General features: G+C 47.4%; 17 protein-coding genes. 7 read left to right on the top strand and 10 right to left on the bottom strand.

The genetic code is table 11. The features are described from left to right. Positions 1-59: 59 nt before the first annotated feature. The 3 genes from pepN to CBI30_RS02800 all read right to left on the bottom strand — a co-directional run bounded on the left by pepN (position 60) and on the right by CBI30_RS02800 (position 4,308). Positions 60-2,669, bottom strand: coding sequence for an aminopeptidase N (gene pepN / locus CBI30_RS02790; protein WP_088526813.1), 2,610 nt, complete (start codon positions 2,667-2,669; stop codon positions 60-62). A 34-nt stretch (positions 2,670-2,703) separates the two neighbouring features. Next, the gene (locus tag CBI30_RS02795) at positions 2,704-3,279 is read right to left on the bottom strand and encodes a TMEM165/GDT1 family protein (protein ID WP_088526814.1); all 576 of its coding nucleotides are present in this window, start codon (positions 3,277-3,279) and stop codon (positions 2,704-2,706) included. Positions 3,280-3,546: 267 nt separating this feature from the next. Beyond that, on the bottom strand, positions 3,547-4,308 hold the full coding sequence (locus tag CBI30_RS02800; protein ID WP_088526815.1) for a tRNA threonylcarbamoyladenosine dehydratase: 762 nt from the start codon (positions 4,306-4,308) through the stop codon (positions 3,547-3,549). 22 nt (positions 4,309-4,330) lie between these two features. Between CBI30_RS02800 and pdxH the strand changes: the two genes are divergently transcribed. Continuing rightward, positions 4,331-4,966 (top strand): pyridoxamine 5'-phosphate oxidase, encoded by a 636-nt coding sequence (gene pdxH, locus CBI30_RS02805; protein WP_088526816.1) that lies wholly within the window; start codon positions 4,331-4,333, stop codon positions 4,964-4,966. Positions 4,967-4,998: 32 nt separating this feature from the next. On the opposite strand, the gene msrA is transcribed toward pdxH, so the two are convergent. After that, on the bottom strand, positions 4,999-5,571 hold the full coding sequence (msrA, locus tag CBI30_RS02810) for a peptide-methionine (S)-S-oxide reductase MsrA (RefSeq protein ID WP_088526817.1): 573 nt from the start codon (positions 5,569-5,571) through the stop codon (positions 4,999-5,001). Positions 5,572-5,622: 51 nt separating this feature from the next. On the opposite strand from msrA, the gene CBI30_RS02815 reads away from it, so the two are divergent. The 3 genes from CBI30_RS02815 to CBI30_RS02825 all read left to right on the top strand — a co-directional run bounded on the left by CBI30_RS02815 (position 5,623) and on the right by CBI30_RS02825 (position 9,463). Further along, positions 5,623-7,026, top strand: a complete 1,404-nt coding sequence (locus tag CBI30_RS02815) for a coniferyl aldehyde dehydrogenase (RefSeq protein ID WP_088526818.1) — start codon at positions 5,623-5,625, stop codon at positions 7,024-7,026. A 242-nt stretch (positions 7,027-7,268) separates the two neighbouring features. Next, positions 7,269-8,888, top strand: a complete 1,620-nt coding sequence (locus tag CBI30_RS02820) for a DEAD/DEAH box helicase (RefSeq protein ID WP_088526819.1) — start codon at positions 7,269-7,271, stop codon at positions 8,886-8,888. A 2-nt stretch (positions 8,889-8,890) separates the two neighbouring features. After that, positions 8,891-9,463 carry a chorismate--pyruvate lyase family protein gene (locus CBI30_RS02825; protein WP_088526820.1) on the top strand — a complete coding sequence of 191 codons (573 nt, stop codon included), beginning with the start codon at positions 8,891-8,893 and terminating at the stop codon, positions 9,461-9,463. On the opposite strand, the gene CBI30_RS02830 is transcribed toward CBI30_RS02825, so the two are convergent. Continuing rightward, positions 9,460-10,269 carry a uroporphyrinogen-III synthase gene (locus tag CBI30_RS02830; protein WP_088526821.1) on the bottom strand — a complete coding sequence of 270 codons (810 nt, stop codon included), beginning with the start codon at positions 10,267-10,269 and terminating at the stop codon, positions 9,460-9,462. The genes CBI30_RS02825 and CBI30_RS02830 overlap by 4 nt on opposite strands. 22 nt (positions 10,270-10,291) lie before the next feature. Further along, a complete protein-coding gene (hemC, locus tag CBI30_RS02835; RefSeq protein WP_088526822.1) occupies positions 10,292-11,272 on the bottom strand; it encodes a hydroxymethylbilane synthase in 981 nt (326 codons plus the stop codon). A 43-nt stretch (positions 11,273-11,315) separates the two neighbouring features. Between hemC and argH the strand changes: the two genes are divergently transcribed. From argH to CBI30_RS02850, 3 genes are read left to right on the top strand one after another with little or no spacing between them, the layout of a single operon-like run. Then, positions 11,316-12,734, top strand: a complete 1,419-nt coding sequence (argH, locus tag CBI30_RS02840; protein ID WP_088526823.1) for an argininosuccinate lyase — start codon at positions 11,316-11,318, stop codon at positions 12,732-12,734. A 5-nt stretch (positions 12,735-12,739) separates the two neighbouring features. Then, positions 12,740-13,291 carry a TRAP transporter small permease subunit gene (locus CBI30_RS02845; RefSeq protein WP_088526824.1) on the top strand — a complete coding sequence of 184 codons (552 nt, stop codon included), beginning with the start codon at positions 12,740-12,742 and terminating at the stop codon, positions 13,289-13,291. Next, a complete protein-coding gene (locus CBI30_RS02850; RefSeq protein WP_088526825.1) occupies positions 13,288-14,820 on the top strand; it encodes a TRAP transporter large permease in 1,533 nt (510 codons plus the stop codon). Before CBI30_RS02845 ends, CBI30_RS02850 begins: the two co-directional genes overlap by 4 nt. A gap of 427 nt (positions 14,821-15,247) precedes the next feature. On the opposite strand, the gene CBI30_RS02855 is transcribed toward CBI30_RS02850, so the two are convergent. Genes CBI30_RS02855 through narJ form a run of 4 tightly spaced genes read right to left on the bottom strand, consistent with a single transcriptional unit; the run spans position 15,248 to position 17,899 of the window. Then, positions 15,248-15,838, bottom strand: a complete 591-nt coding sequence (locus CBI30_RS02855) for a nitroreductase family protein (protein ID WP_088526826.1) — start codon at positions 15,836-15,838, stop codon at positions 15,248-15,250. Then, positions 15,832-16,503, bottom strand: coding sequence for a carbonic anhydrase (locus CBI30_RS02860; RefSeq protein WP_088526827.1), 672 nt, complete (start codon positions 16,501-16,503; stop codon positions 15,832-15,834). Before CBI30_RS02860 ends, CBI30_RS02855 begins: the two co-directional genes overlap by 7 nt. 14 nt (positions 16,504-16,517) lie before the next feature. Further along, on the bottom strand, positions 16,518-17,225 hold the full coding sequence (gene narI, locus CBI30_RS02865; protein ID WP_088526828.1) for a respiratory nitrate reductase subunit gamma: 708 nt from the start codon (positions 17,223-17,225) through the stop codon (positions 16,518-16,520). Continuing rightward, complete coding sequence (gene narJ / locus CBI30_RS02870; RefSeq protein WP_088526829.1) at positions 17,222-17,899, bottom strand: nitrate reductase molybdenum cofactor assembly chaperone; 678 nt, start codon at positions 17,897-17,899, stop codon at positions 17,222-17,224. Before narJ ends, narI begins: the two co-directional genes overlap by 4 nt. Between the last annotated feature and the right edge of the window lie 5 nt (positions 17,900-17,904).

A 17,904-nucleotide genomic window follows, 5' to 3' on the forward strand; every position in this document is an offset into this window, starting at 1 on the left:
AGTTTCTCCGTAATGGGTTTATTTCTGTATGGGCTCTATTTTGCCTTGTTCTTGGCAGGCTAATTCTCCAAAGCCTTAGAAACCACCTCTTTTACATCGGCAGAGAGGGTTTCACATGCAGCCACCCGTTTTAGGGCTGCTAGCATCTGCTCCTGATAAATCGGCGCAAAATGACGCCAACGATCCAAGCCCCTTGCAAGACGAGCAGCAATTTGCGGATTAATAGGATCTAAAGCGAGGACCGATTCAGCCCAAAATGCATAGCCACTGCCATCAACTTGATGAAAGCTTGCTGGGTTGCTCATACAAAAAGCATGAATCACGCTACGTACGCGATTGGGGTTATTCATCTTGAAGGCTTCATGCTCACGCAAACGCTTCACATCGCTCAGTGTCGACTCAGCATTAGCAACTGGTGGACGACTAGATTGCAGGGCAAACCACTTATCAATCACCAAAGCATCATCGGCAAAACGGATATAGAAATCCTCCAAACATGCTGCCGCCGATTTGGAACCATGAATGACCAATCCGGCTAAAGCTGCATAGCGGTCAGTCATATTGTCTGCATTCTGATACTGGTTGACCGCCATCGGCGCCCAAATCAATGGATCAGCTTCTAGCAACATACTGAGCGCCAAATTCTTTAAGGCACGTTTACCAGCACTTGCCGCATCAGGACTAAATGGTCCTGATGTTTGCATTTGCTGATAGAGCGCTGCCCACTCAATGCGCAACTCACTGGCAATCGCATGACGGAAGGCACGACGTGCTGCATAGATTTTTTGTGGGTCAACGCTGGCGCATTGTTCATATAAATAGGCCTCTGCCGGCAAAGTCAGCGCCAGCTCTTTAAATGCGGGGTCTAAGTCTGGATCAGTTAACAGATTGCGATAAGCTTCAATAAGCGCCGCATCAGGCAAGCGATTACCCAGGATCATTTGCATAGCCAACTTTTGGCCAGCTTCCCAGCGATTAAATGCATCATCATCGCTTGAGAACATTGTGAGAAGATCAGCCTCACTTTGATTAAAGTCTAAATTAATCGGGGCCGAGAAACTACGGTTAATTGATAGCACCGGACGACTCGTTACATCATCAAAATTCCAAGTTTGCTGATCTTGAGTCAACTCCAACAAAGCCTCCACCCGATCATCCGCTGGTGTTAGCAAGCGCATCTTCAATGGAATATGAAACGGTTTACCATCTTTATTCGCAGCATTGACTGCAGGGCTTTGCCTTAAGGTAACTTGATATTGCCTTTTGTCTGCATCATACGATTCCTCTACTCTGACTTTAGGCGTGCCAGCTTGGCTATACCAATTCTTGAACTGCGAAAGATCGCGCCCATTAGCATCGGCCATGGCAAACAAGAAATCGTCACAAGTAACCGCTTGGCCATCGTGGCGTTGGAAGTAAAGATCCATCCCTTTACGGAAGCCATCAACACCTAATAAGGTTTGATACATACGCACAACTTCAGCACCCTTCTCATACACGGTCACGGTATAGAAGTTATTAATTTCTTGGTATTCATCAGGTCGGATCGGGTGAGCCATAGGACCCGCATCTTCAGGAAACTGGAGTTGGCGTAAGAGGCGAACGTCCTCAATACGCTTTACCGCTCTGCCAGACTCGCTACCCATTTGATCCGCAGAGAATTCTTGGTCGCGAAATACTGTTAAACCCTCTTTAAGCGAAAGCTGAAACCAGTCTCGACAGGTCACTCGATTACCTGTCCAGTTATGGAAATATTCGTGAGCAACAACACTTTCAATATTGGCAAAGTCTGCATCAGTAGCAGTTTCAGGCCGAGCAAGAACATACTTGGTATTGAAAATATTCAATCCCTTATTCTCCATCGCGCCCATATTGAAATCGCCTACCGCCACAATCATGAATCGCTCTAAATCCAATTCCAGACCGTAACGCTTTTCATCCCAATGAATCGAGGCAATTAAAGAATCCATCGCGTGGCGAGTCTTCTTTAAATCATGCGGCTCAACCCAAATTTGCAACAACTTTTTAGCGCCACTGCTTGTGGTGATCGTCTCTTCAATACATTCCAACTTGCCGGCAACCAAGGCAAACAAGTAGGACGGCTTCAGAAATGGATCCTCCCAAACAGCGCTGTGCCAGCCATTAGGCAATTTCTCGGTGCTAATCAGGTTTCCGTTGGAGAGTAGAACCGGGTACTCTGCTTCGCGAGCGCGCAGAGTAACGTGATAACGCGCCATGACATCCGGTCTATCGAGAAAATAAGTAATCTTTCTAAAACCCTCAGCTTCACACTGTGTAAAAAAATTACCATTTGATACATACAGGCCCATGAGAGAAGTATTTTTCTCAGGTACGCAGACGCAGATAATCTCAACAATGAATGATTGCTTGCCTTCATTAGGTAAAGCATGAATGATCAATGTTTCTGGAGTAAGTTCAAACTGACGATGCGCTTCACCATTAATACGCAAACTCACAAACTCAAGCTCATGCCCCTGTAATACTAGAGGTGAGCCTGCCTCATGACTGGCACCAGGCAAGACCTCTAGACGACTTTTCACAATAGTCCTAGCAGGATCTAAAGCAATATCTAACCCAACTTGCGCAAAGGTGTAGTTTGGGGCACAGTATTCGAGCCTGCGAAAGCTCTGTGGGAGATCAGTTTTCATGGGGCAATTTTAAGCCCCAGAGGCAATTTTTACCTTAACCCCACACGAGGGTTGCCGCCCCAATAGCGATAAAGGTAACAGCAGCTACAGCGTGTACCCACTTGATAGGCATACGTTTAGTAAATTTCTGCCCAATCCAAACTGCAGGGGCATTAGCTAGCATCATCCCCAAAGTGGTGCCAACTGTTACCGAAAGGACATCGGAATACTTCGCGCCAAGGGCGATCGTAGCGATCTGGGTCTTATCCCCCATCTCTGCCAAGAAAAAGAGTCCAACCGTCAGCATAAATACCTGCAAGGCGCGATCGGCCACCTTGGAATCTGAAGCATCATCAATATGATCTGGCACCAAAAGCCAAAGACCGATTCCTAGGAAACTCAAACCCAAAATCCACTTCAGAAGATCTGGGCTCATAAACGTGGTCAACCAGTGCCCCAAAAATGCAGCACAGGCATGGTTTGCAATCGTGGCAATAAAAATACCACCAATAATTGCCAAGGCTTGTTTAGGGTAGCGCGCAGCCAACATCAAGGAAAGAAGCTGGGTTTTATCACCCATCTCTGCCAAGGCCACTACACCAGTAGAAATTGCTAATGCGGAAAAGTCCATAAATTCACTAAATTAAATATCTTCAAGGGATTGAGATCTGCTGAAATCATAGCGGATAAGTATGACAAGTCATCAACGAGGCAAAGTCTAGGGGGCTGCGCTTCTACGCCAGGGGATACAAATACCCAAAGTGCTTAAATAAATATGAGGAGCAAAAAAGGAACTAGCCTGATGAAGAGAGCCTGCAGCAGTTTTTAACAAATGAGGGATGAAATGAGGATCCGTAATTTCCTACAGGGATTCCCTTTAAGGATTCATTGATGTTTTTTAGGCAATTGCCTCTTGAGCAGCAATCAGGTTTAAAACTTCAGCGGCAGCGGCCAAACCACAGGCTGCAGTCACCATCACCGTCGACCCATAACCTGAACAAGCAAGGCCGCCACTAGCAACACCCGCACGAGGTTCATGAGAATAGATAGCGCGAATGCCTATTTTTTTCTTGAGATTTCTAGAGAAGCCATGATCCTGCCTCAGGCCTTGACGCACCTTTGCCAGCAAGGCATCTTGCTCGGTTCGAGAAAGATCATCACAGCGCACAGAAGTGGGATCCGACTTTCCACCAGCCGCACCACACATTACTAAAGCGCGCTGATGTTTGCTCGCCCAAACTGCTAAAGCAATTTTGGTTTGGACTGAATCCGTGGCATCCAATACGATCGCATCTAATGGAATCAATTGCTCTAAATTTTCAGGCTCCAAAAATGCATCACAAGTAGTTAGCGTAATTTCAGGATTAATTTGTCGAATACGATCGGTCATGGCCTGTACTTTTGCTTTGCCATACTCGCCCTCAAGTGCATGCAGCTGACGATTGGTGTTGCTTTCGGCAATGTGGTCAAAATCGATTAGGACTAGATGGCCAATAGCGGTACGTGCCAAAGCCTCTGCAGCCCAAGAGCCCACCCCACCTAAGCCCGCAACCACGACTGTGGCATGACGAAAACGTTCGCGCAACTCTGGACCATAAAGGCGAGCTACGCCCCCAAAACGACGATCATCCAAATTGCTCTCTATCTTGTCTTCTGCCATAGCTTCTCTTTATACTGAAAAAATGAACTCCATTGCTCAACTCCGCAAAAACTACACCTTTGGTCAGCTTTCAGAAACCGAGGTTCCGCCCAATCCATTGACCTTATTTCAGGTCTGGTTTGATCAGGCAATCAAAGCGGAATGCCCAGAACCTAATTCCATGACCTTGGCTACTGGAGATAAAGCCGGCAATCCTTCAGCTCGTATTGTCTTACTAAAAGGCGCGGATGAGGCTGGCTTTACTTTCTTTACCAATTACGAAAGCGAAAAAGGTAGGGACTTGGCTGTTCGCCCTCATGCCGCCCTGTTATTTCATTGGCATGAACTAGAACGTCAAATCCGCATCAAGGGGGTTATTGAGCGAGTGAGTGCCGCTGAGAGTGATGAATACTTTTATTCCCGTCCAGCCGCATCCCGTATTGGGGCCTGGGCCTCACCACAAAGTGCTGAGATTCCTAATCGAGAATTTCTTGAGGAAGCAGAGAAGCGTTTTGCAGCAGACTTTGGTGACCAACCGCCAAGACCAGAGCATTGGGGTGGATATCGCCTGCATCCCACTGAGATTGAATTTTGGCAAGGTCGGCCTTCACGCCTGCATGACCGCATTCACTATCAACTCGAAGGTACCCACTGGCGGATTGCACGCCTAGCGCCGTAAACGAGAATTAAAAGAATGGAGTCTAGTTTTCCCTAGCGAAACTCTGGGGTAATTAAAGACTGAAACTTCGCCCTAAATTTTGCCAACTTAGGGGCAACGACTGCCATGCAGTAACCCTGCCCTGGGTGCTGACGAAAATAATTCTGGTGATAATCCTCGGCCGGATAAATGACAGGTGCTGCATCAATTTGCGTCACTACAGGATTGGAATAAATCTTCGCCTCCTCCAGCTCTTTCACTACGGCATGCGCTATTGTCTTTTGACTCTCGCTATGGGTAAAAATGACTGAGCGATATTGCGTGCCGCGATCATTGCCTTGATAGTTCAAAGTCGTCGGATCATGAATGACAAAAAAGATTTCTAGTAAATCCCGAAAAGGCACGACCTGGGGATCAAAATAGACATCAATAATTTCCGCATGGCCTGTAGCGCCAGAGCAAACCGATTCATAGTCGGGATTGGGCATGAATCCCCCTGCATAGCCTGACACCACTGCACTCACCCCAGAAATCTGCTGATAAACGGCCTCTAGACACCAAAAGCATCCCCCGCCTAAGGTGGCGCGCTCTAGATTAGATGGATTTTTATCGTTGGATTGGCTCATGGCTTTATCCTAATGCCTTATTCAATCGTTTGCTTGCCGCACAGAAACCCCATGTCCATAAACCGCTTCACACTCCAATTAGACGAAATCAAAGCGGCTTATGCTGCTGAACCAAACCCGACACTAGAGGTTCGCCTTGAGCGAATCGGGCGCATTGAGCAAATGATTGCCGCTAATGAAGAGAAAATCTGCAAAGTCTTAACCGCTGACTTTGGTACTCGCCACTCCATTGAGAGTCGGCTACTTGAATTTCAGATGATTTATCAAGCCTGCAAGCATGTTCGCAAGCACCTCAAAGAGTGGATGAAACCCCAATTAGTACCGACTCCAGGATTTCTGGGCTCCTCTCATGCGTGGACCGAAATGCAATCCAAGGGCGTCGTAGGCATCATGAGTCCCTGGAATTACCCAGTGCAATTAGCGCTTGTTCCAGCAATCGCTGCCTTTGCAGCCGGCAATCGGGTTTGGCTTAAGCCATCGGAAAGAAGTTCTCGTACCTCTGGATTCTTGGCAACATTAATCCAGGAATACTTTCACCCCAGTGAATTTTGCGTCAGCATTGGTGGCCCAGAACTCGCAGAATCTTTTGCGGCACTCCCTTTTGATCATCTATTTTTTACAGGCTCAGGTGACATTGGCAAAAAGGTAATGCGTGCGGCTGCAGATCACCTTACACCAGTTACCTTGGAGTTAGGCGGCAAGTCCCCGGCCATCGTCGACCCCACAGCCAAGCTTAAAGATGCGGCAGTAAGTATCATTTATGGAAAGTTAGTAAACGGTGGTCAGACCTGTATAGCGCCAGACTACGCAGTGGTCCACGCAAGTGATTGCGATGAGTTTGTACAAGAGCTACAGAACTCAGCCCAAAAACAATTTTCCAATCCCGAAGAATTTACTGGTGCAATTGACGAGCATCAATTGGCGCGCTGGCATCAGTTGGTTCAAGATGCGGTAGATCGTGGGGCACGAGCAATCCCACTAATTTCTTCTCCTGACAAGACTGCATTGCCATTCACACCAGTAGCACTCTTAAATGTTTCTGAAGATGCACTCATCATGCAAGAAGAAGTATTCGGCCCCATCCTGCCAATTGTGGCGATCAATGATATTGATTCCATAATCCGCTATATCAATGAGCGCCCCATACCTCTGGCCTTATATTGGTTTGGCAAGAATAAAGTAGTAATGAAGCGCATTCTCAATGAAACGCGCTCTGGTGGTGTGACGATCAATGACACACTGCTGCACGCAGCTGTGGAAGAGTTACCTTTCGGCGGCATCGGTGCAAGTGGGATGGGTGCCTACCATGGCAAAGCGGGCTTTGAAGCATTCAGTCATCGCAAATCCGTTTTAGAGGTTCGAGGCTTCTTGGGGCTTCATTTCTTACATGGCACTAAGCTGGCAAGGCCGCCATACGGCAAAGGTGTTGAACGTTTATTGCGCTGGCTTCGTTAATTGCATTGCTTATAATTAATTCGGGAAAACCCTTGTAATCCCACTATTAAAGTGCCATAATAGGAAGCTTTTTAAAGCAATTTGATTCATCGCCCCCCAGCTATATTTCAGCGATTAGTTTAGAAGTCATAAACACAACAACGCTGCCGCCTGTCTGATGGTCGATGCCTTTGACCATCACACTCGATAAAAAACAAAGAGTGTACATACGGAGACATCCCTTAAACGGGATGTGTAATAGCATGACTTTTTCTAAAGAAACTAATCACGAGTCTAAAGACTCAAAGCCCGCTGGAACTGAGTTCCAGTCTTTCGCCCTCGCGGCGCAACTCCTCAAAAACGTTGCTGAACTGGGTTATACCCAAGCCACTGAAGTGCAAGCACAGGTTATTCCTGCAGCTCTCGCTGGCGGTGACTTATTGGTCAGCAGCCAAACCGGTAGCGGTAAAACCGCAGCCTTTTTATTGCCTTTGATTAATCAACTCATCGAAGACAATCCAAACAGCTCACCTGCACCAGGCCGCGCTCAACCTAAAGTGTTGGTGCTCTGCCCTACTCGTGAGTTAGCCCAGCAGGTTTCCGCAGATGCAGTGAACTTAGTTCGCGGCATGAAGGGTATCCGCATTGCAACCGTCATGGGTGGCATGCCTTACGGTAAGCAAATCCAAGCACTGAAAGGTGCCATGTTAGTTGTCGCAACTCCTGGTCGTTTGCTCGACTTGACCGACAGCAAAGCAATCCACTTAGGTGATGTCAAGCAACTCGTTATTGATGAAGCTGATCGCATGCTCGACATGGGATTTGCTGATGATCTCGAGGCAATTGACAAACGTTGTTCTGGTCGCAACCAAACCTTGATGTTCTCGGCAACTTTTGCACCAAAGATTATGTCTTTGGCTAATGAGTTAACTACTAACGCTAAACGTATTGAGCTTGCTCATGCTGGCGAAAAGCATGCGAATATCGAGCAGAAGTTGCATTGGGCTGACAGCATGTCACACAAACATAAATTGCTCGAGCATATTTTGGCTGACGCCACTTTGGATCAAGCAGTTGTGTTTGCAAGCACTCAAATTGAAAGCGAAAAAATTGCTGATACATTGCGTGCCAATGGTTACGAAGCTAGCGCCCTACACGGTGCAATGCCACAAGCCGTTCGTATGCGTCGTCTCGAGTCTTTGCGCAAAGGTCACACCAAGATTTTGGTTGCGACTGATGTGGCCGCTCGCGGCATCGATGTACCCCGTATTAGTCACGTGATTAACTTTGGCTTGCCAATGAAACCAGAAGACTATACGCACCGCATCGGTAGAACTGGACGTGCTGGTCGTAACGGCGTTGCTATCACTTTGGTTGAACATCGTGATCGCGCCAAGATTCGCAATATCGAACGTTTTACACAGCAAGATATCGTTGCTTCAGTAATCGCCGGTCTCGAGCCACAAGCTAAGCCTAGCTCTGGTGGTGGCGGTGGTCGCCCAGGCGGCGGTCGTTCTGGTGGTGGTTTCGGCGGTGGCGGTCGTTCTGGTGGTGGTTTCGGCGGTGGCGGTCGTTCTGGTGGTGGTGGCGGTGGTCGTTATGGTTCAGGCGCTCGTTCAGAGTCTCGTTCTGGTAGCGGTGGCGGTGAAAACCGTTCCGGCAATCATTTCGAATCTCGCTCTAGCGAATCCCGCCCTAGCGAATCCCGTCCATCCGGCGACTCACGTCCTGCTGCTGGTGCCAATCGTTTTGCTGATTCACGCCCTGCGCGTTCTGCTGACTCACGTCCAGCACCACGCTCTGGTGACTCACGTCCATCCGCTGGTCCACGTTTTGCTAAACCCAAAACTGGCGGTCAACGTAGAAGCTTTAGCGGCAACTAAAAATGGTTCACCGTCGTCGTCTCCGTTCTGTATGGAATCGAGTCGATTCCGGTGGATTACATCAAGCACCACGCAAGTGGCAACCTTGGCTTAGCGACACCGGTTCTTTAACCCAAAAAATTGAACGAGCAATTGGACAAAAACTAGAGGTTCTAGTATTGCGAGATTGCCGGCAAGACCTAAATAGCGACGAAAGTCGCTATTTTCATTTCAAGATCACACGTTGTCGCATACGAGAAGTATTGCTCTGTGCCAACGGTATTCCACTGATCATGGCACGTAGCATTATTCCCAGTAGTAGCTCAAGCGGTAGCAACCATGAAGTCCTGCGTTTAGGAAAAAAACCACTAGGGGCTGTGTTGTTTGCAAAAACACGTATGCACTCTCAGAAGAAACCACCTCGTGAAATTGCGCGCCTGGATAAACACAGCCCACTATGGAAAAAATTCTTCGAGCAGTATCCCGCACTACCCTCCGCAATTTGGGCGAGACGCACACTCTATAGACTTAAAGGACGCCCACTCTTAGTGAGCGAAGTATTTCTTCCTGCGCTACTCAAATACCCGCTAGATTAAATAGAGATCCAAGCTTGCGATGCTGTAATCAGGGCCTCATCGCCAGGCTCACAAGTAAATACCTCTCCAAAGCCGATTTGCTCAGCAGCATCGGCAATATTGTGATGCGGGCATATCGCCGTGGCGAGATCTACTGGCAGCTTAACTTGCCCCAGATACCGTACCGCCTCAGATGAAGTCAGCAGCCAGAGTGATTGTGAAAAATCCATTTTATGAATGTCATTCCAAGCAGGGCTATTGAGATCCAAGGGCACTCGCGCGTAGACTGAAATGGCCTCGACTTGTGCCCCTGCATTTTTTAAGGTTTCAGCTAGCCAGTCGCGACCGCCATCACCCTTAAAGATCAATACTTTTTTGCCTGTCCAATTCCATTGCAATTTCTGCAACTCACTCCACAGACCCTCTGAGTCCCAATGAGCATTGTCTTGAGGAAGGATGATTGCCGTGGGCACCTCCTCAATACCAATGCCATGATTTTTTAAGGCTGCCACACTGCTACCACCCATCACCCCAATTGGTATTAAGCAATTCGATAGGTCTTGCCAAGACTTTTCGAGCAAACGCATAGTGCATTCAATGGCATTTGGGCTGACGAAAATTGCTAGATCCGCAAATTGAAGGGTTTCAGTAATTTCATGAGCTAAACCATCATCACTCTTTGGAACAATGGTGAGCAATGGTAATGAAATGATTTTGGGAGAGAATTCTGTAGCAATGCCGCTCTTGAGCAAGCTCGCTTGTAGCACTTCTGATAATTGACGCGCCTGCCCACTGGGGCGGGTGATGACAATGGTCTTGGTGCTCATCAGCAATTAGCCTTGCTAATATTTACTTAGGCAAACCATTGGGCAGCAGGCTAGCCGCGCCCTGCGCAATTAAATCTTGAGCCACAGAAAAGCCTAAGGCTTCTGCATCCTCAAGACTCTTTACTAAACCTTCAGCTCTGGCTAAGCAACTGGCCTTGCCATCTACGCTAGCAACGAAAGATCGAATATGCATGTGATCCAGATCCCAAGTAGCATAGGCAGCCAAAGGCACTTCACAAGAACCGCCCAGCTGACGAGACACCATGCGCTCAGCGGAGACTGCGTACAAAGTTGGTAAATCGTTAAGCGGAGCAAGCCACTCTTTAATATTGGGATGTTTGCTCAGGGTTTCGATACCCAATGCGCCTTGCCCAGCTGCAGGGGTATAAGGATCAATGGGTAATAAAGCTCGAATGCGACTTTCCAGACCGAGGCGCTTTAATCCCGCGGCGGCCAAAATAATGGCCTGATACTCCCCACGATCTAACTTACCCATGCGGGTATCTAAATTCCCCCTTAAGGGCTGAATTTCTAAATGCGGGAACTTGGATCTGAGAACTGACTCACGGCGCAGACTAGAGGTGCCCACTACCGCACCATTGGGTAAATCCTCAAGGCTCGCATAGTCGTTTGAGACAAACGCATCATGAGCATCTTCACGCGCCATAACGCAAGACAAATCAAAGCCTTCAGGCATGACCATTGGGACATCTTTTAAGGAATGCACCGCCAAATCAGCCCGACCGTCCTCAAGAGCAGTTTCGAGCTCCTTCACAAATAATCCCTTTCCACCAACTTTAGAGAGGGCTTTATCCAGTATTTGGTCTCCCCGGGTAGTCATGCCTAAGATTTGAACATTGCACTCTGGATAGAGTTTTTTGAGGCAATCCCGCACGTGCTCCGCCTGCCACATGGCGAGCCGGCTCTCGCGGGAGGCGATTACAAGGCGCTTAGGGGCGGTAGAGAGAGTAGATGTGGAGCTAGAAATAGGGGTTTGGGACATAACATTTAAAATAATCAGAGACCTACACCAATATACTGCGTTTATGAGCTCATCAAAAAATTCCCTTGCCAACAAAGCCCAAGCTTGGTCGGCCCGTTTTACAGAACCCGTCGACGAACTGGTACAGCGTTATACCGCCTCCATTGGCTTTGATCAACGCTTTGCCCTAGTGGATATCGCAGGATCCTTAGCTCACGCTGAGATGCTAGCCACTCAAAAGATTATTGGCGCACAAGATTTAGCGGATATTCAAAAGGGCATGGCCCAGATTAAAAGCGAAATAGAGGCCGGCGAATTTCATTGGCAACTCGCCCTAGAAGATGTTCACCTCAATATCGAGGCTCGCCTCACCGAGTTGGTTGGTGATGCCGGCAAGCGTCTGCATACCGGTCGCTCACGCAACGACCAAGTAGCCACAGATCTACGTCTTTGGTTACGAGACAGCGTTGATCAAATCTCAGTCACTCTAAAAACCTTACGCATCGCCTTGCTAGATCTTGCGGAGACTCACTCTGCCACCATCATGCCTGGCCACACCCATTTGCAAGTAGCGCAGCCGATTACTTTTGGTCATCACCTGATGGCTTACTTCGAAATGTTTAGCCGTGATGCTAGCCGCTTGGCCGATTTACGCGCTCGCTTTAATCGCCTGCCATTAGGTGCAGCAGCCTTAGCTGGAACCACCTACCCGATTGATCGCGAGCAAGTTGCTAAGGCTCTGGGTTTCGATGGTATCTGCAATAACTCTCTGGACGCAGTGTCTGATCGTGATTTTGCGATTGAGTTCTGTGCCTTCGCATCCATTTTGATGATGCACGTTTCGCGCCTCTCTGAAGAGCTAGTACTGTGGCTGAGTCCACGTTTTGGCTTTATTGATTTGCCAGATCGCTTCTGTACCGGTAGCTCCATCATGCCGCAGAAGAAGAACCCAGATGTACCTGAGTTGGCTCGTGGCAAAACTGGACGGGTATATGGTGACTTGATTTCTTTATTAACATTGATGAAGAGCCAGCCACTGGCATACAACAAAGATAACCAAGAAGATAAAGAGCCTTTATTTGATGCGGTGGACACGGTGCAAGATACCTTGCGCATCTTCGCTGACATGGTTCCTCATATTCAAGTCAAAGCTGATGTCATGAAAGCGGCTGCCGAAGAAGGATTTGCAACGGCTACTGACCTCGCTGATTACTTGGTGAAAAAAGGTTTAGCGTTCCGCGACGCCCATGAAGCGGTAGCCCATGCGGTGAAGGCTTGCGTTGGCCGTAATTGCATGTTGACTGATCTCAGCCTTTCTGAATTACGCTTTGCTTGTGGCTTAGATAATCGCCCTGAACTCATGGGTGACGATGTGTTTGCCCTATTAACGGTGGATGGTTCTGTTAATTCACGTCAACATGCTGGCGGCACTGCTCCGACCCAAGTACTCGCTGCAATCAAACGGGGTCGCGCAGACCTCTAGATCGTATGGGGTTTTGGGGAACACTCTCTTCGGGAATTGATCGCCTAAATCAATTACTAGGCAAGATAGCCGGCATCATGATTTTGCTATCTTGCGTAGTCTCAGCAACCAATGCCCTGCTGCGCTATGGTTTAGATATTAGTAATAACTGGCCACTAGAATTGCAGTGGTATCTGTTTAGCGCAGCTGTCATGCTCGGCGCCTCCTACACCCTTAAACGCAATGAGCATGTTCGAGTGGATTTAATTTACTCTCAGCTATCCGATCGCGGACGTCTCTATACCGATCTATTTGGCTTGATATTATTTTTGATGCCAGCTTGCATCTTATTTACCTGGCTATCTTGGACAACTTTGTTTTATCCCTCATGGCTGGTCTCAGAGCACTCACTCAATGCGGGCGGTTTGCCACGCTACCCTATTAAATTGATTGTGCCGCTTGGCTTCTTCATGTTGAGTCTTCAAGGACTCTCAGAAATCATTAAACGCATTAATGCCCTCAAGAGGAATGGCGCCCCTCCCTCTGCCGATCTCCATTATGAAAAGCCCATGCAATGATCCCACTTGAATGGATGCCACCGCTCATGTTTGGCGGGCTCATCGTATTTATGTTGATCGGCTTTCCGGTGGCATTTTCTTTAATGGCAGCAGGCCTCTTTTTTGCCGGCATCGCTATCAGCGAGAACTTCTTTGGCATGCCGTTTTTGCAAGCTATCCCACAACGCATCTTTGGTAGCGTTCTCGCAAACGACCTGCTGCTAGCCATCCCCTTCTTTACGTTCATGGGCGCCATTCTGGAGCGTTGTGGCCTTGCTGAAGAAATGCTCGACTCGATGGCTCAGCTTTTTGGACGCATACGAGGTGGCCTGGGTTACTCCGTCATCATTGTGGGATTCATACTCGGGGCTATTACAGGCACTGTGGCCGCTCAGGTGATCGCTATGGCGATGATCTCGCTACCGGTGATGATTCGTTACGGCTACAACATGCGCTACGCTACGGGCGTTTTAGCAGCTTCTGGGACGATTACGCAGTTAGTTCCCCCCTCCCTAGTCTTAATTGTGTTGGCCGATCAACTGAAGACCCAAAGTGGCAGCGGAGATGTCGGCAGTATGTATCTGGGTGCCTGGGGTCCATCCTTATTACAAATTGGTCTTTTTGCGCTCTACACCTTCTTCTTGTCGCGCTTTAGACCAGACTACCTGCCCGCTGTTCCAGAGAACGAGCTCACCCTCAAGGGTTGGGCGCTCTGGAAAAAATGTCTTATGGGCATTATTCCTTCTGCAGTACTGATTTTCTTGGTGCTGGGCACCATCATGACCGGTATTGCCACTCCAACGGAGTCTGGTGCCATGGGCGCTATGGGTGCCCTGCTCTTAGCGTGGATTCGCAGAGCAAGTATTCCCAATCTCAAGGGACTTATTCAGGAGGCCTATCAAAATACGATGCGCATCACCGCCATGGTAGTTTTCATCTTGATTGGATCAACCTGCTTCTCGGTGGTATTCCAAGGAGTTGACGGAGGGTTCTGGGTAGAAGAATTATTTTCAAATCTGCCTGGCGGTTGGATTGGTTTCTTGGTCGTCGTGAACTTGTTTGTTTTCTTCTTGGCATTCTTTTTAGACTTCTTTGAGATCGCTTTCATCGTGGTACCCATGCTGGCACCTGTCGCAGTCAAGCTACTGGCGCCAGTACTGCTCGCCTCCATGAATGGCAATCCCCAAGCTGCGGCTAGCGCCGCACTGGTTTGGTTTGGCGTCATGCTGTGCGTGAATATGCAGACCTCATTTATGCACCCACCTTTTGGGTTCGCACTGTTTTACCTGCGCGGTGTAGCGCCTAAAGAAGTGAAGAGTAGTGATATTTACTGGGGTGCATTACCTTGGGTGGGGCTACAACTAATCATGGTTGTTGTGGTGGCTGCATTCCCGGCACTCGTCACTACCCTCCTGGATAAGCCTGCAGCCATCGTTCAAAGTGAAGAATTTAATTTCACGGAGGGTAACGAGGCTAAACCAGATGTTTCATCAAGCAAAATTGATGAAGATGCGCCGGTAGTCTTTCAATTGGATAAGCCACTTAAGTAAAATCCATGGCCCCAACTCGGAATCTAATCTGGTTTGATAAATATTTTGGGAATTCGGGCAAGTAAAATATTTTTAGATATTGATATGGATTCATTTGAATTAGACTCCAGATCCTCTCGCAAGCGAATGCAATCTGCCCTATGCTGACAGTTTGACAAAGTTCCATTTTCTAATTGAGTATGATGGTCAGCGCAAAAATCACGGCTCCAACTTCCATCTAACGGGCAAGAATCGCTATTTTCCATATAACCCCCCGATTAATAATCTCGCCTATAAAACATTGAACTTGTCGTAACTTTAGAAAGTGTACGTTTAAATTTCTAGCCATTGATACTGCTAGCTACTCCATCTTTGATCTAGATCAAAGATCTTGCGATGCTTTATAAGTCGACCAAACTTTCATTTATTGAAAAGTGCCAGGGGTTTACTAAAACTTTAAAGTGGAAACAAACTCAGATGGGATCATGCGTGGTTTTGCCAGTGTTGATCTATCGGGTGTGCCAATATTGATAAAACATAATGGATCCTCGAACTCCTTTAGACCGAACAAGTCTCGAACCGGCTTCATATACATGGACTTGCCGCTTGTCGGACTTGCGCCAAATCCCATCGCATGCGCCATTAAGAAGATATTCTGAATTGCACATCCGGCTGCAATAATGCGCTCACTTGGGGGAACATCTGAATCTAACCCCCTAGCATTCACAATAGCTAACATCACCAACGGGGCTCGATGCGCTTTGACCATCGCGTCTTGAACTTGCTGCTCAGTTGCGTGCGGGTCCCTATCTAATAAAGACCTTGCAAAGGCATCAGAAAGAAGGCCTCTACATTCTTGAGGGCAGATTACTATTCTCCATGGACGCGTTAGATTATGGTCTGGAGCAGTAGCTGCCATTGAAAAAATCACCTCTAATTGGGCCGCTGTTGGGCCTGGCTGAAATAGACGCTTAGGTAAAAAAGATTGTCTAGAGGAAATAAGGGCTGCCGTCATTTCTGCAGTTTGATTGTTCAACATATTTTCTGATCTCCATCAAAATGATCATCTACATAGGGACCTGTGCCGCAATTATCGGCATAGTGCGCCGGGATAAATTTCCCTTCGCTTACATCAAATACCTGGATTTCACCATCTTCAATGACGTAATACCAACCATGAAGTGTGAGCTCCTTCTTTTCAACCCGAGAACGAACCATTGGGTATTCCATCAATCGCTCTAGCTGTAAAATCACTGAGCGCTGCTCCACCCTTCTAAGGGCCTCAGGGGTCTGGCATACAGGCAACAATGCCTCATCAATTAATTTCAGCCAAGCGCTCAAATTAATAGCGTCTTTCGGTACACCCTCATAAGCTGATCGTACTGCCCCGCAGTGGCTATGCCCACAGACCACTATTCGACTCACATTCAATTGCATTACAGCAAACTCAATTCCTGCAGCGGTTCCGTGAATCCCATATGAGCCATCATATGGGGGGACAATTGCCCCAACATTGCGAATAATGAATAAGTCGCCAGGCCCAGTTCCAGTGAGCAAATAGGGGACTATTCTTGAATCTGAGCAGCCTAAAAATAAAGTCTTTGGGGTCTGGCCATTCTGAATAAGACTAGTAAATTCATGGCGATGCGCAGGAAAATATTCTGTCTTAAATTTTCGCAAACGATCTAGCAATTCATCAGGCATCGTCAATTCACCATTTAAGTTTTCTTGCGACCAATTCCCAAGTGTTTACTACGAACCACTTGATAAGGTCTAGTTAAGTAACCTAAAGAAGCAAACCCACTCCATACATGGACTAAACGGGTAAATGGGAAGATTAAAAAGATGGTCATGCCCAGGAACATATGCAACTTAAATACCCAATCAACACCGCCCAATAGGTCGACTGCACCGGCTTGAAAAGTCACAATATGCTGAGCCCAGCCAGCCAATTTCATCATCATGGATCCATCTAAATGCTGACCGGATAGGGGTATAGTGGCCAGACCTAAAAGAAGCTGAAGCCAGAGCACAACGGCAATCAAAATATCACTTGGCTTAGAGTTAATTCGAATACGATCATCAGTCAAACGTCTGTGCAAAAGAATAGTTAAACCAATAAACCCAAAGAGGCCGGCAATACCCCCGCTAACCATAGCCATGAGCTGTTTTTGTCCTGCGGTAATGAAGTGCTCATATAGGAAGTGAGGGGCTAACATTCCAAAGAAATGTCCAAAAAATAAAAAGAGTACGCCCACATGAAAAAAGATGCTTCCAATACGCAATTGCTTCTTGCGTAAGAGCTGACTGGAGTCACTCTTCCATGTGTACTGATCTCTATCAAATCGTATTAAGCTGCCTACGAAGAAAACTGTGAGGCAAATATAGGGGTAAATTCCAAAAATAAATGTATCTAGATAGCTCATGGCTGAACTCCTTTTAATTCTTTTGTGGGTTTCACAAAATGAAGTGTCTGTTCTTCACCTGGTTTAGACTGACCGCGAGTGGAACATCCATCAAATGCAGGCGGCTCTTCCCACTCTTCATCCATGGATTTTTCTTCAATTTTTAATTCAACGATCTTGACTTTTTCACCAGAGAACTCAATTGCTGCAGCAATCAACCAGGCATAACGATTGTTGCGGCCAACCAAAGTGGAATACACTGCATTTAAAATATGCGCCATCTCCCCAATGAATTGCTTAGACTGTTCAATGGGCAAGGTAGATGCAAACTCTAAAATGACCGATAAATGATCTGGTAACTCATTGGCACTGAGCTCCATCCCACCATCTTTATAAGTTTGCAATAAATCAACCATAGCCTGACCACGCTCTCGAGAGTCACCATGCACATGCTCAAAGAGATGCAAAGATGTTGCTCTACCGCGATCGAAGCATTCGACATACTCTTCTTGAAGCTCATATATATCCGTGGATTGAATATGTCCTGCAAAGCTATCAAGACCAGTCTTTACTTTTTTACTCAGCTTGGGAATATCTTGCAAAGCCTGGCTAATCTCCGATAAATGTGAAATGACCTCTGGCTCTGGGTACTGCAGCAAAACTGATAATGCTCTTAGCGGTATGGAATGTTTCATCATCT

Source organism: Polynucleobacter aenigmaticus (assembly GCF_002206635.1).
In the GTDB taxonomy this organism is placed as follows: domain Bacteria; phylum Pseudomonadota; class Gammaproteobacteria; order Burkholderiales; family Burkholderiaceae; genus Polynucleobacter; species Polynucleobacter aenigmaticus.

Bases quoted from the DNA above. Each gene is read 5' to 3' on its own strand.
- pepN (WP_088526813.1), bottom strand. From the start codon at position 2,669: ATGAAAACTGATCTCCCACAGAGCTTTCGCAGGCTCGAATACTGTGCC.
- CBI30_RS02795 (WP_088526814.1), bottom strand. From the start codon at position 3,279: ATGGACTTTTCCGCATTAGCAATTTCTACTGGTGTAGTGGCCTTGGCA.
- CBI30_RS02800 (WP_088526815.1), bottom strand. From the start codon at position 4,308: ATGGCAGAAGACAAGATAGAGAGCAATTTGGATGATCGTCGTTTTGGG.
- pdxH (WP_088526816.1), top strand. From the start codon at position 4,331: ATGAACTCCATTGCTCAACTCCGCAAAAACTACACCTTTGGTCAGCTT.
- msrA (WP_088526817.1), bottom strand. From the start codon at position 5,571: ATGAGCCAATCCAACGATAAAAATCCATCTAATCTAGAGCGCGCCACC.
- CBI30_RS02815 (WP_088526818.1), top strand. From the start codon at position 5,623: ATGTCCATAAACCGCTTCACACTCCAATTAGACGAAATCAAAGCGGCT.
- CBI30_RS02820 (WP_088526819.1), top strand. From the start codon at position 7,269: ATGACTTTTTCTAAAGAAACTAATCACGAGTCTAAAGACTCAAAGCCC.
- CBI30_RS02825 (WP_088526820.1), top strand. From the start codon at position 8,891: ATGGTTCACCGTCGTCGTCTCCGTTCTGTATGGAATCGAGTCGATTCC.
- CBI30_RS02830 (WP_088526821.1), bottom strand. From the start codon at position 10,269: ATGAGCACCAAGACCATTGTCATCACCCGCCCCAGTGGGCAGGCGCGT.
- hemC (WP_088526822.1), bottom strand. From the start codon at position 11,272: ATGTCCCAAACCCCTATTTCTAGCTCCACATCTACTCTCTCTACCGCC.
- argH (WP_088526823.1), top strand. From the start codon at position 11,316: ATGAGCTCATCAAAAAATTCCCTTGCCAACAAAGCCCAAGCTTGGTCG.
- CBI30_RS02845 (WP_088526824.1), top strand. From the start codon at position 12,740: ATGGGGTTTTGGGGAACACTCTCTTCGGGAATTGATCGCCTAAATCAA.
- CBI30_RS02850 (WP_088526825.1), top strand. From the start codon at position 13,288: ATGATCCCACTTGAATGGATGCCACCGCTCATGTTTGGCGGGCTCATC.
- CBI30_RS02855 (WP_088526826.1), bottom strand. From the start codon at position 15,838: ATGTTGAACAATCAAACTGCAGAAATGACGGCAGCCCTTATTTCCTCT.
- CBI30_RS02860 (WP_088526827.1), bottom strand. From the start codon at position 16,503: ATGCCTGATGAATTGCTAGATCGTTTGCGAAAATTTAAGACAGAATAT.
- narI (WP_088526828.1), bottom strand. From the start codon at position 17,225: ATGAGCTATCTAGATACATTTATTTTTGGAATTTACCCCTATATTTGC.
- narJ (WP_088526829.1), bottom strand. From the start codon at position 17,899: ATGAAACATTCCATACCGCTAAGAGCATTATCAGTTTTGCTGCAGTAC.